This is a genomic window from Pedobacter namyangjuensis (assembly GCF_003313325.1).
GTDB classification, from domain to species: Bacteria; Bacteroidota; Bacteroidia; order Sphingobacteriales; family Sphingobacteriaceae; genus Pedobacter; species Pedobacter namyangjuensis.
The window spans coordinates 450,524-463,852 of record NZ_QMHQ01000003.1 but is presented as its reverse complement, the minus strand read 5'-3'; the positions used below and the strand labels follow the sequence as shown (position 1 = coordinate 463,852).

13 protein-coding genes are annotated in these 13,329 nt (G+C 35.1%); 8 read left to right on the top strand and 5 right to left on the bottom strand.

What is annotated here, in order from left to right; all coding sequences use genetic code 11:
• Positions 1-2 precede the first annotated feature (2 nt).
• The 3 genes from DUT69_RS13835 (at position 3) to DUT69_RS13825 (ending at position 2,771) form a co-directional block, all read left to right on the top strand.
• Positions 3-506: a glutathione peroxidase gene (locus DUT69_RS13835; RefSeq protein ID WP_113653839.1), complete on the top strand. Its 504-nt coding sequence runs from the start codon at positions 3-5 to the stop codon at positions 504-506.
• Between the two features lie 66 nt (positions 507-572).
• Positions 573-1,289, top strand: coding sequence for a bacillithiol biosynthesis deacetylase BshB1 (gene bshB1 / locus DUT69_RS13830; RefSeq protein WP_113653838.1), 717 nt, complete (start codon positions 573-575; stop codon positions 1,287-1,289).
• 120 nt (positions 1,290-1,409) lie between these two features.
• Entirely contained in the window at positions 1,410-2,771 is a 1,362-nt protein-coding gene (locus DUT69_RS13825; protein ID WP_113653837.1) for an acyl-CoA dehydrogenase family protein, read from the top strand.
• 6 nt (positions 2,772-2,777) lie between these two features.
• On the opposite strand, the gene DUT69_RS13820 is transcribed toward DUT69_RS13825, so the two are convergent.
• Both DUT69_RS13820 and lat read right to left on the bottom strand, forming a co-directional pair.
• Entirely contained in the window at positions 2,778-3,182 is a 405-nt protein-coding gene (locus DUT69_RS13820; protein ID WP_113654188.1) for a hypothetical protein, read from the bottom strand.
• Between the two features lie 123 nt (positions 3,183-3,305).
• Positions 3,306-4,637, bottom strand: a complete 1,332-nt coding sequence (lat, locus tag DUT69_RS13815) for an L-lysine 6-transaminase (protein ID WP_113653836.1) — start codon at positions 4,635-4,637, stop codon at positions 3,306-3,308.
• A 256-nt stretch (positions 4,638-4,893) separates the two neighbouring features.
• Here lat and DUT69_RS13810 point away from each other — a divergent pair, with 256 nt between their 5' ends.
• On the top strand, positions 4,894-5,085 hold the full coding sequence (locus DUT69_RS13810) for a hypothetical protein (protein WP_113653835.1): 192 nt from the start codon (positions 4,894-4,896) through the stop codon (positions 5,083-5,085).
• Here the strand turns inward: DUT69_RS13810 and DUT69_RS13805 are convergent.
• Entirely contained in the window at positions 5,082-5,798 is a 717-nt protein-coding gene (locus tag DUT69_RS13805) for a LytR/AlgR family response regulator transcription factor (RefSeq protein ID WP_113653834.1), read from the bottom strand. The genes DUT69_RS13810 and DUT69_RS13805 overlap by 4 nt on opposite strands.
• Complete coding sequence (locus tag DUT69_RS13800) at positions 5,795-6,769, bottom strand: sensor histidine kinase (RefSeq protein WP_162796317.1); 975 nt, start codon at positions 6,767-6,769, stop codon at positions 5,795-5,797. The genes DUT69_RS13805 and DUT69_RS13800 overlap by 4 nt, the downstream gene beginning before the upstream one ends.
• A 261-nt stretch (positions 6,770-7,030) precedes the next feature.
• On the opposite strand from DUT69_RS13800, the gene DUT69_RS13795 reads away from it, so the two are divergent.
• On the top strand, positions 7,031-8,815 hold the full coding sequence (locus tag DUT69_RS13795) for a S41 family peptidase (protein WP_113653832.1): 1,785 nt from the start codon (positions 7,031-7,033) through the stop codon (positions 8,813-8,815).
• Positions 8,816-8,819: 4 nt separating this feature from the next.
• Here DUT69_RS13795 and DUT69_RS13790 read toward each other — a convergent pair whose 3' ends face one another.
• The gene (locus DUT69_RS13790; protein ID WP_113653831.1) at positions 8,820-9,695 is read right to left on the bottom strand and encodes a 1-aminocyclopropane-1-carboxylate deaminase/D-cysteine desulfhydrase; all 876 of its coding nucleotides are present in this window, start codon (positions 9,693-9,695) and stop codon (positions 8,820-8,822) included.
• 294 nt (positions 9,696-9,989) lie between these two features.
• Here DUT69_RS13790 and DUT69_RS13785 point away from each other — a divergent pair, with 294 nt between their 5' ends.
• The 3 genes from DUT69_RS13785 to DUT69_RS13775 all read left to right on the top strand — a co-directional run bounded on the left by DUT69_RS13785 (position 9,990) and on the right by DUT69_RS13775 (position 13,258).
• On the top strand, positions 9,990-11,021 hold the full coding sequence (locus tag DUT69_RS13785; RefSeq protein ID WP_113653830.1) for an RluA family pseudouridine synthase: 1,032 nt from the start codon (positions 9,990-9,992) through the stop codon (positions 11,019-11,021).
• Positions 11,022-11,024: 3 nt separating this feature from the next.
• Entirely contained in the window at positions 11,025-11,870 is an 846-nt protein-coding gene (locus DUT69_RS13780) for an aminotransferase class IV (protein ID WP_113653829.1), read from the top strand.
• An 89-nt stretch (positions 11,871-11,959) separates the two neighbouring features.
• A complete protein-coding gene (locus DUT69_RS13775; RefSeq protein WP_113653828.1) occupies positions 11,960-13,258 on the top strand; it encodes a DEAD/DEAH box helicase in 1,299 nt (432 codons plus the stop codon).
• The last annotated feature ends 71 nt before the right edge of the window (positions 13,259-13,329 follow it).

Here is a 13,329-nt window from a genome sequence, read left to right as displayed (position 1 = left end):
AAATGAATTCTACGAAAAACATATATCCATTTAAGGTTAAGCTTTTAAATGGAAAGGAGAAAACATTGTCTGATTACAAAGGCAAGGTGCTTTTGGTTGTAAACACAGCTTCTGGATGCGGTTTTACGCCACAACTAAAGGAGTTGCAAGAATTAAGAGAAGAATATGCCGAAAAAGGTTTTGAAGTTTTGGGATTTCCATCAAACGATTTTGGAAGACAAGAGCCTTTAGAGGGAGCGGCGATAAACGAATTTTGCGAAGTGAATTTTGGCGTTCAGTTTCCTATGTTCGAAAAAATTATGGTTAGAGGCGAGCATGCTCATCCCTTGTTCAAGTTTTTAAGTCAGAAAAAGTTAAACGGTAATTTAAATTCCACTCCAAAATGGAATTTTCATAAATATCTGATTAATGCTGATGGCGAAGTAGTAGATTACTTTTACTCTTTTACTAAACCTAATTCATCAAAAGTTAAAAAGAAAGTACAGCGCTTGCTGGATAGTAAATAGTGTGTGAAATTTGAATGACTGAATATTTTTTCTGAATTCAAAATCTCGTTCCCAAATTAAAAATACATGAAGTTAGATATATTAGTTTTTGCCGTACATCCAGATGATGCAGAGTTAGGTTGTTCTGGAACGATTTTAAAACACATAGCCGATGGCAAAAAAGTTGGAATTGTAGATTTTACCAGAGGTGAACTAGGTACCAGAGGAAGTGCCGAAATACGTGACGAAGAAGCTGCTACATCCGCTAAAATTTTAGGCTTGCACGCCCGTGAGAACTTATGCATGAAAGACGGTTTTTTTCAAAATAATGAAGAACACCAATTGCAGCTGATAAAAATGGTACGCAAATACCAACCAGAAATAATTTTAACCAATGCATTGCATGATCGTCATCCAGATCATGGTAGGGCGGGAGATTTAGCTAACGACGCCATTTTCCTTTCTGGTTTGCGAAGAATTGAAACGCAATTAGATGGAATAGCGCAAACGGAGTGGAGACCAAGATTGGTTTTGCAATACATTCAAGATAGATATATTAAACCGGATATCATTGTAGATATTTCTGAGCATATGGATACGAAAATAGAATCTATAAAGGCTTTTAAAACTCAATTTGACAGTCCTAATACGGATGAACCCCAAACCTATATTTCTACACCGGCATTTTTAGAATCTGTTATTGGAAGAGCTAGAGAATTTGGTAAAGATATTGGCGCAAAATACGGCGAAGGTTTTACCAGTAGGAAGCTTTTAGGCATAAACAATCTTTTCGACCTAAAATAATTTACTCGGAATTGATTGCGTTGCCCTATAATTCTAAGTGCGCTTTATAATTTGCAGCTGTAAGGCTTATTCCTAGCCAACAAAACCACTTTGCTTTTTGTTATTCTAAAAACGAATAATATGGCAAATATATTTTCCGCTCTAAAAAATGCATATCAGCTTTTTAAACATGTAGACTTTGCTAAGTTAGAAGCATTGTCTAAAAAAGTTGATTTGCCAAAAATGGTAGAAACGATTTCTAGTCTTGATGATAAACAAATCTCAGGAATGATGAAAATGATGGGTGGCTCAGGTAAAAAGAAAGAGTTGCCACCAATTGAAGGCGATTTTTATCATTTAGGAGATGAGGCTTTAAACGACGAGGATCGCGAATTGCAACTTAAAGTTAGAGCTTTTCTAGAAAAAGAAGTTAAGCCAATTGTTAATCACTATTGGAATAGGGCTGAATTTCCTCATGAAATAATACCAAAGCTTGCTGAGTTAAATATTTGCGGATTAACCTACAAAGGTTACGGCTGCCCCGGTAAATCTAATTTAATGGAAGGAATTTTAGCTATGGAAATGGCTAGGATTGACACTTCAATATCAACATTTTTCGGTGTACAAAGTGGTTTAGCAATGGGTTCTATCTATTTATGCGGATCAGAGGAGCAAAAAGAGAAGTGGCTACCCTTAATGCAACAATTTAAAATTATAGGAGCTTTTGGTTTAACAGAACCGGAAGTAGGATCGGCGGCTGCAGGTGGATTAACAACAACGTGCAAGAAAGTTGGTGATAAATGGATTTTGAATGGCCAAAAAAAGTGGATTGGAAATGCAACCTTTGCAGACATTCTCGTTATCTGGGCAAGAAGTGAAGACGACGGAGAAGTAAAGGGATTTATAGTTAAAAAAGATAACCCTGGTTTTGCCGTTGAAAAGATGCAAGACAAAATGGCTTTGCGCATTGTGCAAAATGGAATTATAACATTAACGAATTGCGAAGTAGAAGAGGTAGACCGTTTGCAAAATGCAAATTCATTTAAAGACACTGCCAAAGTACTACAGATGACTAGAGCCGGCGTAGCTTGGCAAGCGGTTGGTTGTGCTCGTGGAGCTTATGAAAATGCGCTAGATTACACTCGAACAAGAAAACAATTCGGCAAACCGATTGCGTCGTTTCAATTAATTCAAAATCACTTGGTAGAGATGTTGTCAAATTTAACGGCGATGCAAACGTTGTGTTTCAGATTGTCTCAGTTACAAGATCAAGGTTTATTAAAAGATGAACATGCTTCATTGGCAAAAGTTTTTTGTTCTTTACGTACCCGAGACGTGGTTAGCAAAGCAAGGGAAGTTATGGGCGGAAACGGAATATTGCTAGAATATAATGTAGCTCGTTTTGTTGCCGACGCTGAGGCAATTTATTCTTATGAAGGCACTAAAGAAATTAATACACTGATAGTTGGAAGAGCAATAACCGGATTTTCTGCGTTTGTTTAGCTTGTTTTATTTAAAGGGATGTTTTAGTACGCCGAAATTTCCCATGGCGCTTTTCTCGTATAGCGCAAAACAATTGGCGTTATACTTTGCTTCGAAATTAATATCGCCGGGAGTTAATGTAAGCGGAACATCGCCTTTGGCTAAAAAATAATAGACTTTGGTATTGCCATATTTGGTATGAGGCATTAAATTCCCATAATCCACTAATTCTGCAATTGCTGTATCTGCAACTGTTACTGCATAAATGCGTTGTATTGGGCCGGTATTATTTTCATTTCTATATTGGGCAACCTCCTTAAAACCACCCTTCAAACCCTCAACGCCAGATTGACTAAAAGTATCTTTTAGCATCCATCCGGTAAGAAAAATTATAATAACTACTAAAAGAAGTGTTTGTTTTTTATTACGCATAGCGATAGAATTGTCAACGCAATTTAGCTTATTACCTAAATTATAAAGTCTCTTTATCGTAAAAAACGGCATAAAAAAACTGCCCGTTTTTGGCGGGCAGTTTTGATAATTAGGGGTTTGCAGTTAAAGTGTTGGCAGGATTTTTTCCATCACTTCTAAACCTAAATCTATGTGTTGTTTTTCTATGCACAACGCAGGGCGGAAACGGATAGTCTGGTTACCACAGCCTAAAAACATCACATTATGTTCAACTCCTTTTTGCACAAAAGCATTACGCATTTCTTTATTTGGGAAGTCGAATGCGGTTAATAAGCCACGACCACGAACATTGCTCATTTTATCGTATTTTTTCGCAAGTTCTGCAAGGTTCTGTTGTAAATAGCTACCAACTTCAGCAGCATTTTCGCAAAGTCTGTCTTCGTGTACGATATTTAAAATCTGGGTAGATCTTACCATGTCTACCAAATTTCCTCCCCAGGTTGAGTTTATTCTAGAAGGAACATTGAAAACGTTATTCTCAATCTCATCAACTTTGTTGCCTACTAAAATACCACATACTTGCATTTTTTTACCGAATGCTACAATATCTGGTCTTGCTTTTTCACTAAAATGTTGGTGGCACCAGAATTTTCCGGTTAAACCAACCCCAGTCTGTACTTCGTCAAATATCAAAAAAGCTTCATTTTCATCTGCCAGTTGGCGAAGCTGAATTAAAAATTCTTCACGTAAATGATTATCGCCACCTTCTGACTGAATTGGCTCTATAATAATGGCACAAATTTCATCCTTGTTTTCGGCAAAAGCCTTTTTAATTTGTGCAATGGACAGTTCTTCGCTTTCAATTGCCGATGAAAGATTTTCGTTTTCTAAAGGGAATTTAGTTTGAGGGATACTTACACGAGGCCAATCGAATTTTGCAAACCATTTGGTTTTATCTGGCAAAGTATTGGTTAAGCTAAGCGTGTAGCCAGAACGACCGTGGAAAGCTTTTTCGAAGTGTAAAACCTTAAAACCTTTCTCTTCGGTATATCCTTTTGCAAAATTTTTCTGAACTTTCCAGTCCATGGCTACTTTAATCGCATTTTCTACAGCCAATGCGCCACCAGCAATAAAAAATGCATGCGGCAAATAACTCGGAATACCGACTTTTGAGAAAGTACTTACAAACTCTGCGTATTGTTGTGTGTAAACATCAGAATTTGATGGATTGGCCATTGCAGCCAATAATAGGTTATGCTTAAAATTTTCGTCATTTATCATTTTTGGGTGATTATAACCCAAAGGAACAGAAGCAAAGCAAGTGAAAAAATCAAGCAGGTTGCGGTTATATTTCGAATCGTAAATATAAGCACCTTTACTTTTCTCCATGTCATAAGTCAAGTCAAACCCATCGGCTAAAATGTGTTGTTTAAGCGTTTGGTTAACTTGCTCTGGCGATACACTAAGTTTATACATATTTTCATAATTTGGTATTTTCAAATGTAAAGAAATGTGCCAAATTATCAAATTTAAGAGGTTTTTGCAGGTCTAGGGCAAAAAGTAGGTTTAAAACGTTTAAAGTTAGATTTTAACTGAATTTTAACCGGTTACTAAAAAATGTGGAAAAATAAAGTCGTAAATTTTATCCTAGTATCCTTTTTTTGAACGGAAAATTTAAATCAGCCCTGCTCAATTATTATTAACTATCTTACAGCACATTAAAAAAATAATTATGAAATACGGTGTAGTGATTAGCTTCAATACTATTAAGCAAACTGGTAATATAAAAGACAATACAACAAATATCGAGTATGGTTTTCTAAAGGCCGACTGTCCTCATGCGGTAGAGATGTTAGATGAGGTTAAGTTTGATGTAGTTTTTGAAAAAAATAAAAACAAGGCGATAAATGTTCAGTTAGCTTAATCTTTATTAATTGCGTTGTAAAATGCTTCTCGGTAAGATTCGCCTAACGCAATATTTTGATTAGCAATTTGAATACGATTTCTTTCGATGCTATGTATTTTTCCAATTGATACAATAAAAGACTTGTGAATTCTAACAAATTGCGATGAAGGAAGTTGCTCCTCGGTTTTTTTCATCGTTTGCAACGTAATTATTTTTTCGTTTGTAGTATGAATAGTCACGTAGTTTTGCATAGCTTCTACATATAGAATTTCAGCTGTATTTATTTTTACCAGTTTATATTCGGTTTTAACAAAAATGTAAGGCACTTCTTTTTCTGCAACAATTAAGTCATCGCTTTTAATAGGTTTTTTTAGTGCATTTATTACAAATTGTGCTTTTTCGGCAGCTTTATAAAATCTTTCGAAAGAAATGGGTTTAAGAAGGTAGTCTATTGCATCATTTTCAAATCCTTCTAAAGCGAATTCTGCATACGCTGTAGTAAAAACAACCTTGCATCTGTCTTTTACAATTTTTACAAATTGAAGTCCGGTTAATTCTGGCATCTGGATATCGAGGAAAACTAAATCAATTCCTCCTTGCAAAATTTTATCTAAACCCTCCAGTGGATTTGTTGTGGTGAAACAGAGTTCTAAAAAGCCAACCTTATCTATGTAGTGTTTTAGTACATCTATAGCCAAAGGTTTATCATCTACAACAATACATCTAATCATAAAAGGTCGATAGTTAAGTTTACGATAAATTCGTTATTAAGCTGATTAATAGTTAACGAGTGTTTCTCTGGATAAATTAAAGATAGTCGTCGTTTTACGTTTGTCAATCCAATTCCACCCGTTTTATCTTTTTTAAATTGGTTTATTTGGTTAATGATTTGAAAATTAAGCCGATGTTTATCTACAATAATTAATAAGGTTATAGGTTTCTCTCTATCGTTAAATATACCGTGTTTAAAGGCGTTTTCAACAAAGTTGATTAAAATTAGTGGCGCTAACTTGAGTTCGCTTATGTCTCCTATCACCTCAAAACTTACAAAAGATGCGCCTTTTTGCCCAATCTTTTGCAGTTCGATTACATTTTCTAAGTACAGAATCTCCTTTGAAAGTGGCACGAATTGGTCGTCGCTTTCACGCAACATGTACCTTAACAACTCTGAAAGTTTTAGCAAAGCATTTGGTGCTTGGGGAGATTGTTGTTGGGTTAATGCGTAGATATCATTAATAGTGTTAAACAAGTAATGCGGATTAATTTGCGATTTTAGGAAAGCTAACTCGGTTTTAAACTGTTCCTTTTCTACAAGTTCCTTCTGTACGCTCATTGTGCGCCAATCCATCAAATAGCTTAGCAATAAACCTAAAAATATATTAACGAAGTTAGCGCTCAGAGTTATCATCAGTGCAAACCAAAAATTTAAGTCTAATTCATAACTTTTCCACCCAATTAACGGATACAGATGCTGTTCTAAATAATAATAGATTGGAGAAAAAATAACTAAAGTAACGATAATAGCTATTAAATATTTAACCAGATTTCCTTTCTTTAAAAAAATAGGGATAAGGAAAAGGTAATTCGTATAGAAAAATAATACCGAGCAACCTATCTGAAGGAATTTAACGGGTAAAACAATTCGGCTGAATAAATTCCAATCAAACGAAGTTCCCAATACTCCGGTTCCTAGCGATACCATTAGGGTTTGTATTAAAACCAGTATCCAATACCCTACATGCAAATACTTAAATCTATTATTCATCCGCTAAAAATAACTCAAATAACACCATTGTGGGATAATAATACATGAAAGGCCAAATCTTATTGACGAAAGCCGGCATTTTACACATGAAGTTAAAAGCTTTTTAAAATCCAGTTCGTCAACTGATTCACAGTTCTTGTCAATCTCTTTTCTTGATGAAAAATTGCTTTTAGACATTTGGAGCATAATTAGAAAACAATGAAAAAGATAGTACTAAAAAAGGTGAGCACTTTATTTATTTTATGCTCGTTCGCCATTTCTGCGAGCTATGGAAATACAGTTCAAAACATATCAAAGCAGAATAAAAACATAGAGGCTTACATTAAGGTATGGGGTTTAGTAAAATATCGCTCGCCTTTAAGTATTGCAGGTAAGTTTGATGTTGATAAAGTGTTTTTAGAAAATATCGAAGATGTTAAAGATGCTAATTTTGAAGAGCTTAACCTGCTGTTGTTAGATATGACTAACAATGCTGGCGTTTCAGTAAACAGCAGAAATGCATCAAAAAGTTGTACAAATTGCTTAACTAAAAATATGGATGATAAATGGATCGGGAATAAGCTATTTTCTAAAGAAACTAGATTGAAATTAAAAGGTCTTTACCACAATATTAACTTAAGCGAAAGTCATCATTATATAAATAAAGTTCATTACGAAACGGAAATTCTCAACGAGCCACAATATAAAGATTATGTCGCCTTTAAAGATGAAACTATGAATCTTTTAGCCTTAGCTAAGTCTTGGAGCGCCATTGAATATTTGTATCCTTATAAATATCAGATGGATAAAAATAACCATCAAATACTTTCAGAGATGATTCCAGTATTTAGAGCTGTAAAATCTAGGGCTAGTTATGAAAAAGCAGTTTTGGCCTTAGAAGCCAATATTAACGATACACATGCGGCTGGTTTTTTGGATCAGTTAAAAAGCAAAGCCGAAATTTTTAAAATAAATCTTTATCCGCCGTTTGACTATAAATGTTTAGAGAAGGGAATTGTAGTTGAAGAATTTTTAAATGATTCTTTAGAATGTGCTTCAACCTTAAAAAAGGGCGATGTAATTTTTGCAATTAATAATGTTAAAATTAAGAATTGGTTCAGTAAAAAAATGGAGCTGTTGCCAGCCTCTAACATGGCTGTAAAATATCGTTTGCTATCTATGGATTGGAGAGGGAATGTGTTTGCGTTTTATGATGTAAACGACGATACCTTAGATGTAAAGGTTTTAAGAGGCAATCAAAGATTATCGCTAAAACTTAACATGCTTAAGTTAACCAACAAAAATTCTTTAACGATTATAAACAAATACATAAAAAAACGTGTAAAAGAAGATGAGCAAGTAAAACCTTACGAGAATTTAGGTGATGATGTAGCGATTATTAGAGGAGGATATTTTTCTAGTGAACATTTGCCTAAAAACGAAAAAGAAGAAACGAAATTTTCTGAAGAACTGAAGAGCAAAAAAGCGATTATTTTCGATATGAGAAAATATCCAAATGGAGGATTGTTTTATTATTTTATTCCGATGGCTTTGGGAAAAAAATCGTTCGAGTTTGCCAAATACTACCGAGCAAATTTAGAAGATCCTGGATCTTTTTCATTAGTGCCGGGGTTAGAACTCTATCTCTCGAATGATTTGAAAACTGACGATAATCCATATAAGGGTAAAATTGTAATTCTTACTAATGAAAATACACAGAGTAAGGGAGAATGGTATACCATGATGTTAAGGCAGTTAAGCAAAAATACAACTGTTATCGGTAGCCAAACTGCTGGCACAGACGGCGATTTAAAACTGCTTAACATCCCGGGAGGTTATCAGTTTATATTTACTGGAAATGGCATATTTTATCCAGATGGAAGAGAAACGCAAAGAATTGGAATTGTACCAGATATTTATTTCAACCCCTCAATTTCAACAATTGCCAACGATAGCGATGCACATTTACAAAGAGCACTTGAATTTCTTAAACATGGAAAATAGAAAGTCAGAAGGATGAATTAAACTTGTCCTTCATGCCTAAAATCCCAAATAATCCGCCGGTGTGTAAGGCTAATATTTTTGAATCGGTTTTAATCTGACCTCGTTCTACCAAATCTTTAATCGCATAAAACATTTTTGCAGTGTAAACTGGATCTATTAACATTCCAGTTTCTGAGGTAAATGTTTTTATAAAGGAAATAAGTTCTGGCGTTGTTTTAGCGTAACCTCCAAAATGATAATTTGTATGCAAAACTAAATTAGCCAAGTCGTTTTCGTACTTGGCTATTTCAGTTTCTATAAAACTGCCACCTTTTAATACCGGTACAACATTTAGTGTAGTATTTAATTGGTTTTTATTTATGCCTTTTAAAAGACCGGCTGCCGTAGTGCCTGTTCCGGCTGCGCAAAAAATATGATCAAACGGCTGATCAAGTTCATCAATAATTTCCGCACAGCCTACGGTAGCTTCATAACTTGCCCCGCCTTCATCAATAAAGAAACATTGCTCATCATCCCCAAAGTGGGTATTAAAAAGGTCTATTTTGTTCTTGTAGCTATCTCTATCTGTAAAAATTAAGGTCATTCCGTACAGTTTGCACAGTAATAGCATTTCGTTCTGTACATTTTCGCCCCTCACAAAAGCGGTAGCTTTTAGGTTGAATCTGGCAGAAGCTGCTGCGGTGGCAAGTAGGTGGTTAGAATAGGCGCCCCCGAATGTTACCAGGTGATTTTTTTTTTGATTTTGCGCCACTTTTAGTAGGTACTTAAGCTTTCTCCACTTGTTGCCAGATATAAACGGATCAATTAAATCGTCTCGTTTTACCGAAAACGAAGGTAGCCAAGTGGTGCTAAAATGTTGCGTAGGACTGAAAATTTGCATATAAAAAAAGCCTTTTCAAATAGAAGGCTTTTTTCTGAAGTTGCAAAATTAATCTATAAAGCAATTTATTGAAATTGCCAGACTAATAACAACACAATGAATAAAATTTCTTTAAAACTTAACGGAAATAGATCTTTCTGATAAGATATGGAAAGAAATTCATTACAATTTTTACGTTTTGTGTAAAATTTTTCATAGGCTTTATTGTTTGAGTGCGATTATAACATCCCTTTAACAAAAAGTAAGCCAATTTGTTTTTTTATTTTTTCTAATTGTTAATACTACTTTTGCACCATGGAAAACCACAATATTTTAGAGCAGGAAGAAGAGCAGGATTTATTTGAACATTTTAATATTGTCGTAGATAAAGGACAGTCGTTGTTGCGAATAGACAAATTTCTTATGCTTCGCTTGGTAAATGCGTCACGCAATCGTATACAAAATGCTATTGATGCGGGTAACGTACTGGTAAATAAAAATACCGTTAAATCAAGTTACAAGGTTAAACCAGCAGACGAGATTTCTATTGTTTTCGCGCATCCGCCTAGAGATACAGAAGTTTATCCTGAAAATATTCCTTTAGATATTGTGTATGAAGATGAAGATTTATTGGTGGTAAATAAACCAGCCGGAATGGTTGTCCATCCTGGATTTAATAACTACACTGGTACCTTAGTTAACGCTTTGGCTTACCATTTTGAGCAGTTGCCAACCTTGCCGGGTAATGATGGTAGACCAGGTTTGGTACACCGTATAGATAAGGATACATCTGGTTTGTTGTTAATCAGCAAGAACGAGATAACGATGACTAAACTTGCAAAACAGTTTTTCGATCACTCGATTACGCGTAAATATGTAGCATTGGCTTGGGGAGATGTACAACAAGACGGAAGAATAGAAGGTTATATCGGGCGAAGCCTAAAAAACCGAATTATTATGGACATGTACGATGATGAAGAAAAGGGAAAGTGGTCGGTTACAAATTACTCAGTATTAGAAAAGTTGGGTTATGTTACCTTAATTAGTTGTCAATTAGAAACTGGACGCACGCACCAGATCAGGGCGCATATGAAACATATTGGTCATCCACTTTTTAGCGATGCCAATTATGGAGGTGATAAAATTTTAAAAGGAACAACATTTACAAAATATAAACAGTTTGTAGCTAATTGTTTTACAATTATGCCTAGGCAAGCACTACATGCGCAAACTTTGGGCTTTATACATCCAACAACGCAAAGATATTTAGAGTTTGAGGCGCCATTGCCAGAAGATTTCTCTAACGTATTAGCCAAATGGCGTAACTACGCTCAAAACGCAGAATAATCTATGTCGCATTTTATATTATTTAACGATGAATTTTTGCCAGCAGATGTTGCCATATTAAAAGCAACAAATAGGGGTTTTAAATTCGGCGATGGATTGTTTGAATCTATGCGAATGTGCAATGGCAAATTACAGTTGGCCGATGAGCACGCAGATAGATTAAAAGCTGGGATGAAGGCATTAAAGATGGACGGCTACAATTTGTTAGACGCTTATTTTCTACGCCAGAAAACAGGCGAGCTGCAACGCAAAAATAAGCTTCAAGGAAATTTACGCTTTCGGTTAACTATTTACAGAGATGGCGAGGGTTTGTACACGCCGCAAAGTAACAAGATTGGCTATTTGTTAGAAGTATCTATTTTAGAACAAAACAACTATGAGCTTAACCAAAAAGGTTTAATTATTGATGTTTACGATGAAATTCCTAAAGCTGTAAATAAATTATCGAACTTTAAAACTACAAATGCATTGCTTTATGTAATGGCAGGTTTGTTTCAAAAACACCATCGGCTAGACGAAGCACTTTTGTTAAATCAAAATGGCTTTTTATGCGAAAGTACAAGTTCTAATATTTTTGTAGGTTACCAAAAGCAGATTTATACTCCTGCCTTATCTGAGGGCTGTGTTGCTGGAGTTATGCGCACAAATGTAATTAGATTGGCCCGTATGGAAAATTTGCAAATTATTGAAGCCCAGATAAATCCGCAGATATTAAATGAAGCAGAAGAAGTGTTTTTGACGAACGCAACCGGAGGCATACGTTGGGTAATGGGCTACGGTAGAAAACGTTATTTTAATGAAGTAGCAAAAAATTTAAGTTTAAAACTTAACGCCTCCATTATTACTTAGCAGTTAAAATTCCCCTTGTTATTTTTGCTAGACCGAAATTGCGGCTTTATTTCCGTAAATTTGCCCAATTATAAATTAAGTAGAGAAAAGTGTCTTTAGAGCAATTAAAATTAAGCAAACCTTTAGTGTCGGCTATGACGGCGGCGGGTTACCTAAGCGCAAAAGAAATACAGGCAAGAACCATGTCTCGCATTTTAGGCGGACAAGACGTTATAGCCATTGCGCCGGATGGTAGCGGAAAAACCACAACCTATGTTTTAGCAACTTTAATGCGTTTAAAATATGGTTTTGAAGAGGCGCCCCGTGCTTTAATTTTGGTGCCTACCAAAGAACGAGTGCTAGAGGTTATAGAGCAGTTCAACTTACTTAACAGAAATCAAACGATACGTATTGTTGGCATACATGCCGATGCGAGCATGGAAGCCCAAGTTAATGAGTTAACTGATGGCGTCGATATCGTAGTGGCTGTTCCATCAAGAGCTAGAGCGGTGTATTTAAAACTTGGCTTAAACACTAACAAAATACAAATGTTTGTGGTTGACGATGCTTCCGAAATGGTAAAACAAGGTATGCAACTTCCTATAAATGAATTGGCAAATAGTATTCAGAAATGCCAACACCTGATATTTACCGATGTAATGCACGATCGTTTAGAAAAAATGATCGAGGCGTTTATGAGAATGCCTACCATTATTGAAGTTGATGATTTAGGCGAATCAGAAACGGAAACACATCATCAGCTTTTGTATCACGTACCTAATTTTAGAACAAAACTTAACCTTTTAAATCTGTTGCTTAAGGATGCTGAAGTATTCGATAAAGTAATTGTATTTGTAAACACGAGGTTAACTGCCCAAACTTTATCTAAAGATCTGTTTGATGGTAAAGCAAAAGATATTTTTGTTTACAAACCTTTGTTTTTTGATGAAGCTGGTTTTGATGATGTAGATGACTTTAAAAACGATAGCGAGGCGAGGGTGCTAATTGTTGCAAACGAAATTTTAACAGACATCGATTTATCAGAAATTCCGTTTATAATTCATTTTGAGCTACCTGTACAAAAAGAAACCTATCTAAATAGAGTAATCAAATATGGCGATGAAGAAATAGTAGCCTTAACCTTTGCTACAGATTTAGAATTACCTCAATTGAGGAAAATAGAACAAGCTATTGGTCGGAAGGTGGAGGTTGCAGAGCTCCCAGAAGACCTGCTAATTGAAGATGTAGTGAAACCTACTTCAAACAAAAATAAAATTGCAAAAGAGCAAGCTGAGCAAGAAGCATTTTTAGATGCAGCTTTTCATAAAAAGAAAGAAAGTAATGCCAAAACATCAAATTTTGGTATTGGTCAAAAAGCCATAATGAACAAAAAAAAGAAGCACGGTTAGTGCTTCTTTTTTTATATTTCTATTACCTCTAAACTTATTTTAGGGTTTGATTGTAAAGAGCTCTTCAAATT

Excerpts from the sequence above, each read along its gene's own strand:
- DUT69_RS13835 (WP_113653839.1), top strand. The coding sequence starts at position 3 with ATGAATTCTACGAAAAACATATATCCATTTAAGGTTAAGCTTTTAAAT.
- bshB1 (WP_113653838.1), top strand. The coding sequence starts at position 573 with ATGAAGTTAGATATATTAGTTTTTGCCGTACATCCAGATGATGCAGAG.
- DUT69_RS13825 (WP_113653837.1), top strand. The coding sequence starts at position 1,410 with ATGGCAAATATATTTTCCGCTCTAAAAAATGCATATCAGCTTTTTAAA.
- DUT69_RS13820 (WP_113654188.1), bottom strand. The coding sequence starts at position 3,182 with ATGCGTAATAAAAAACAAACACTTCTTTTAGTAGTTATTATAATTTTT.
- lat (WP_113653836.1), bottom strand. The coding sequence starts at position 4,637 with ATGTATAAACTTAGTGTATCGCCAGAGCAAGTTAACCAAACGCTTAAA.
- DUT69_RS13810 (WP_113653835.1), top strand. The coding sequence starts at position 4,894 with ATGAAATACGGTGTAGTGATTAGCTTCAATACTATTAAGCAAACTGGT.
- DUT69_RS13805 (WP_113653834.1), bottom strand. The coding sequence starts at position 5,798 with ATGATTAGATGTATTGTTGTAGATGATAAACCTTTGGCTATAGATGTA.
- DUT69_RS13800 (WP_162796317.1), bottom strand. The coding sequence starts at position 6,769 with ATGGTATCGCTAGGAACCGGAGTATTGGGAACTTCGTTTGATTGGAAT.
- DUT69_RS13795 (WP_113653832.1), top strand. The coding sequence starts at position 7,031 with ATGAAAAAGATAGTACTAAAAAAGGTGAGCACTTTATTTATTTTATGC.
- DUT69_RS13790 (WP_113653831.1), bottom strand. The coding sequence starts at position 9,695 with ATGCAAATTTTCAGTCCTACGCAACATTTTAGCACCACTTGGCTACCT.
- DUT69_RS13785 (WP_113653830.1), top strand. The coding sequence starts at position 9,990 with ATGGAAAACCACAATATTTTAGAGCAGGAAGAAGAGCAGGATTTATTT.
- DUT69_RS13780 (WP_113653829.1), top strand. The coding sequence starts at position 11,025 with ATGTCGCATTTTATATTATTTAACGATGAATTTTTGCCAGCAGATGTT.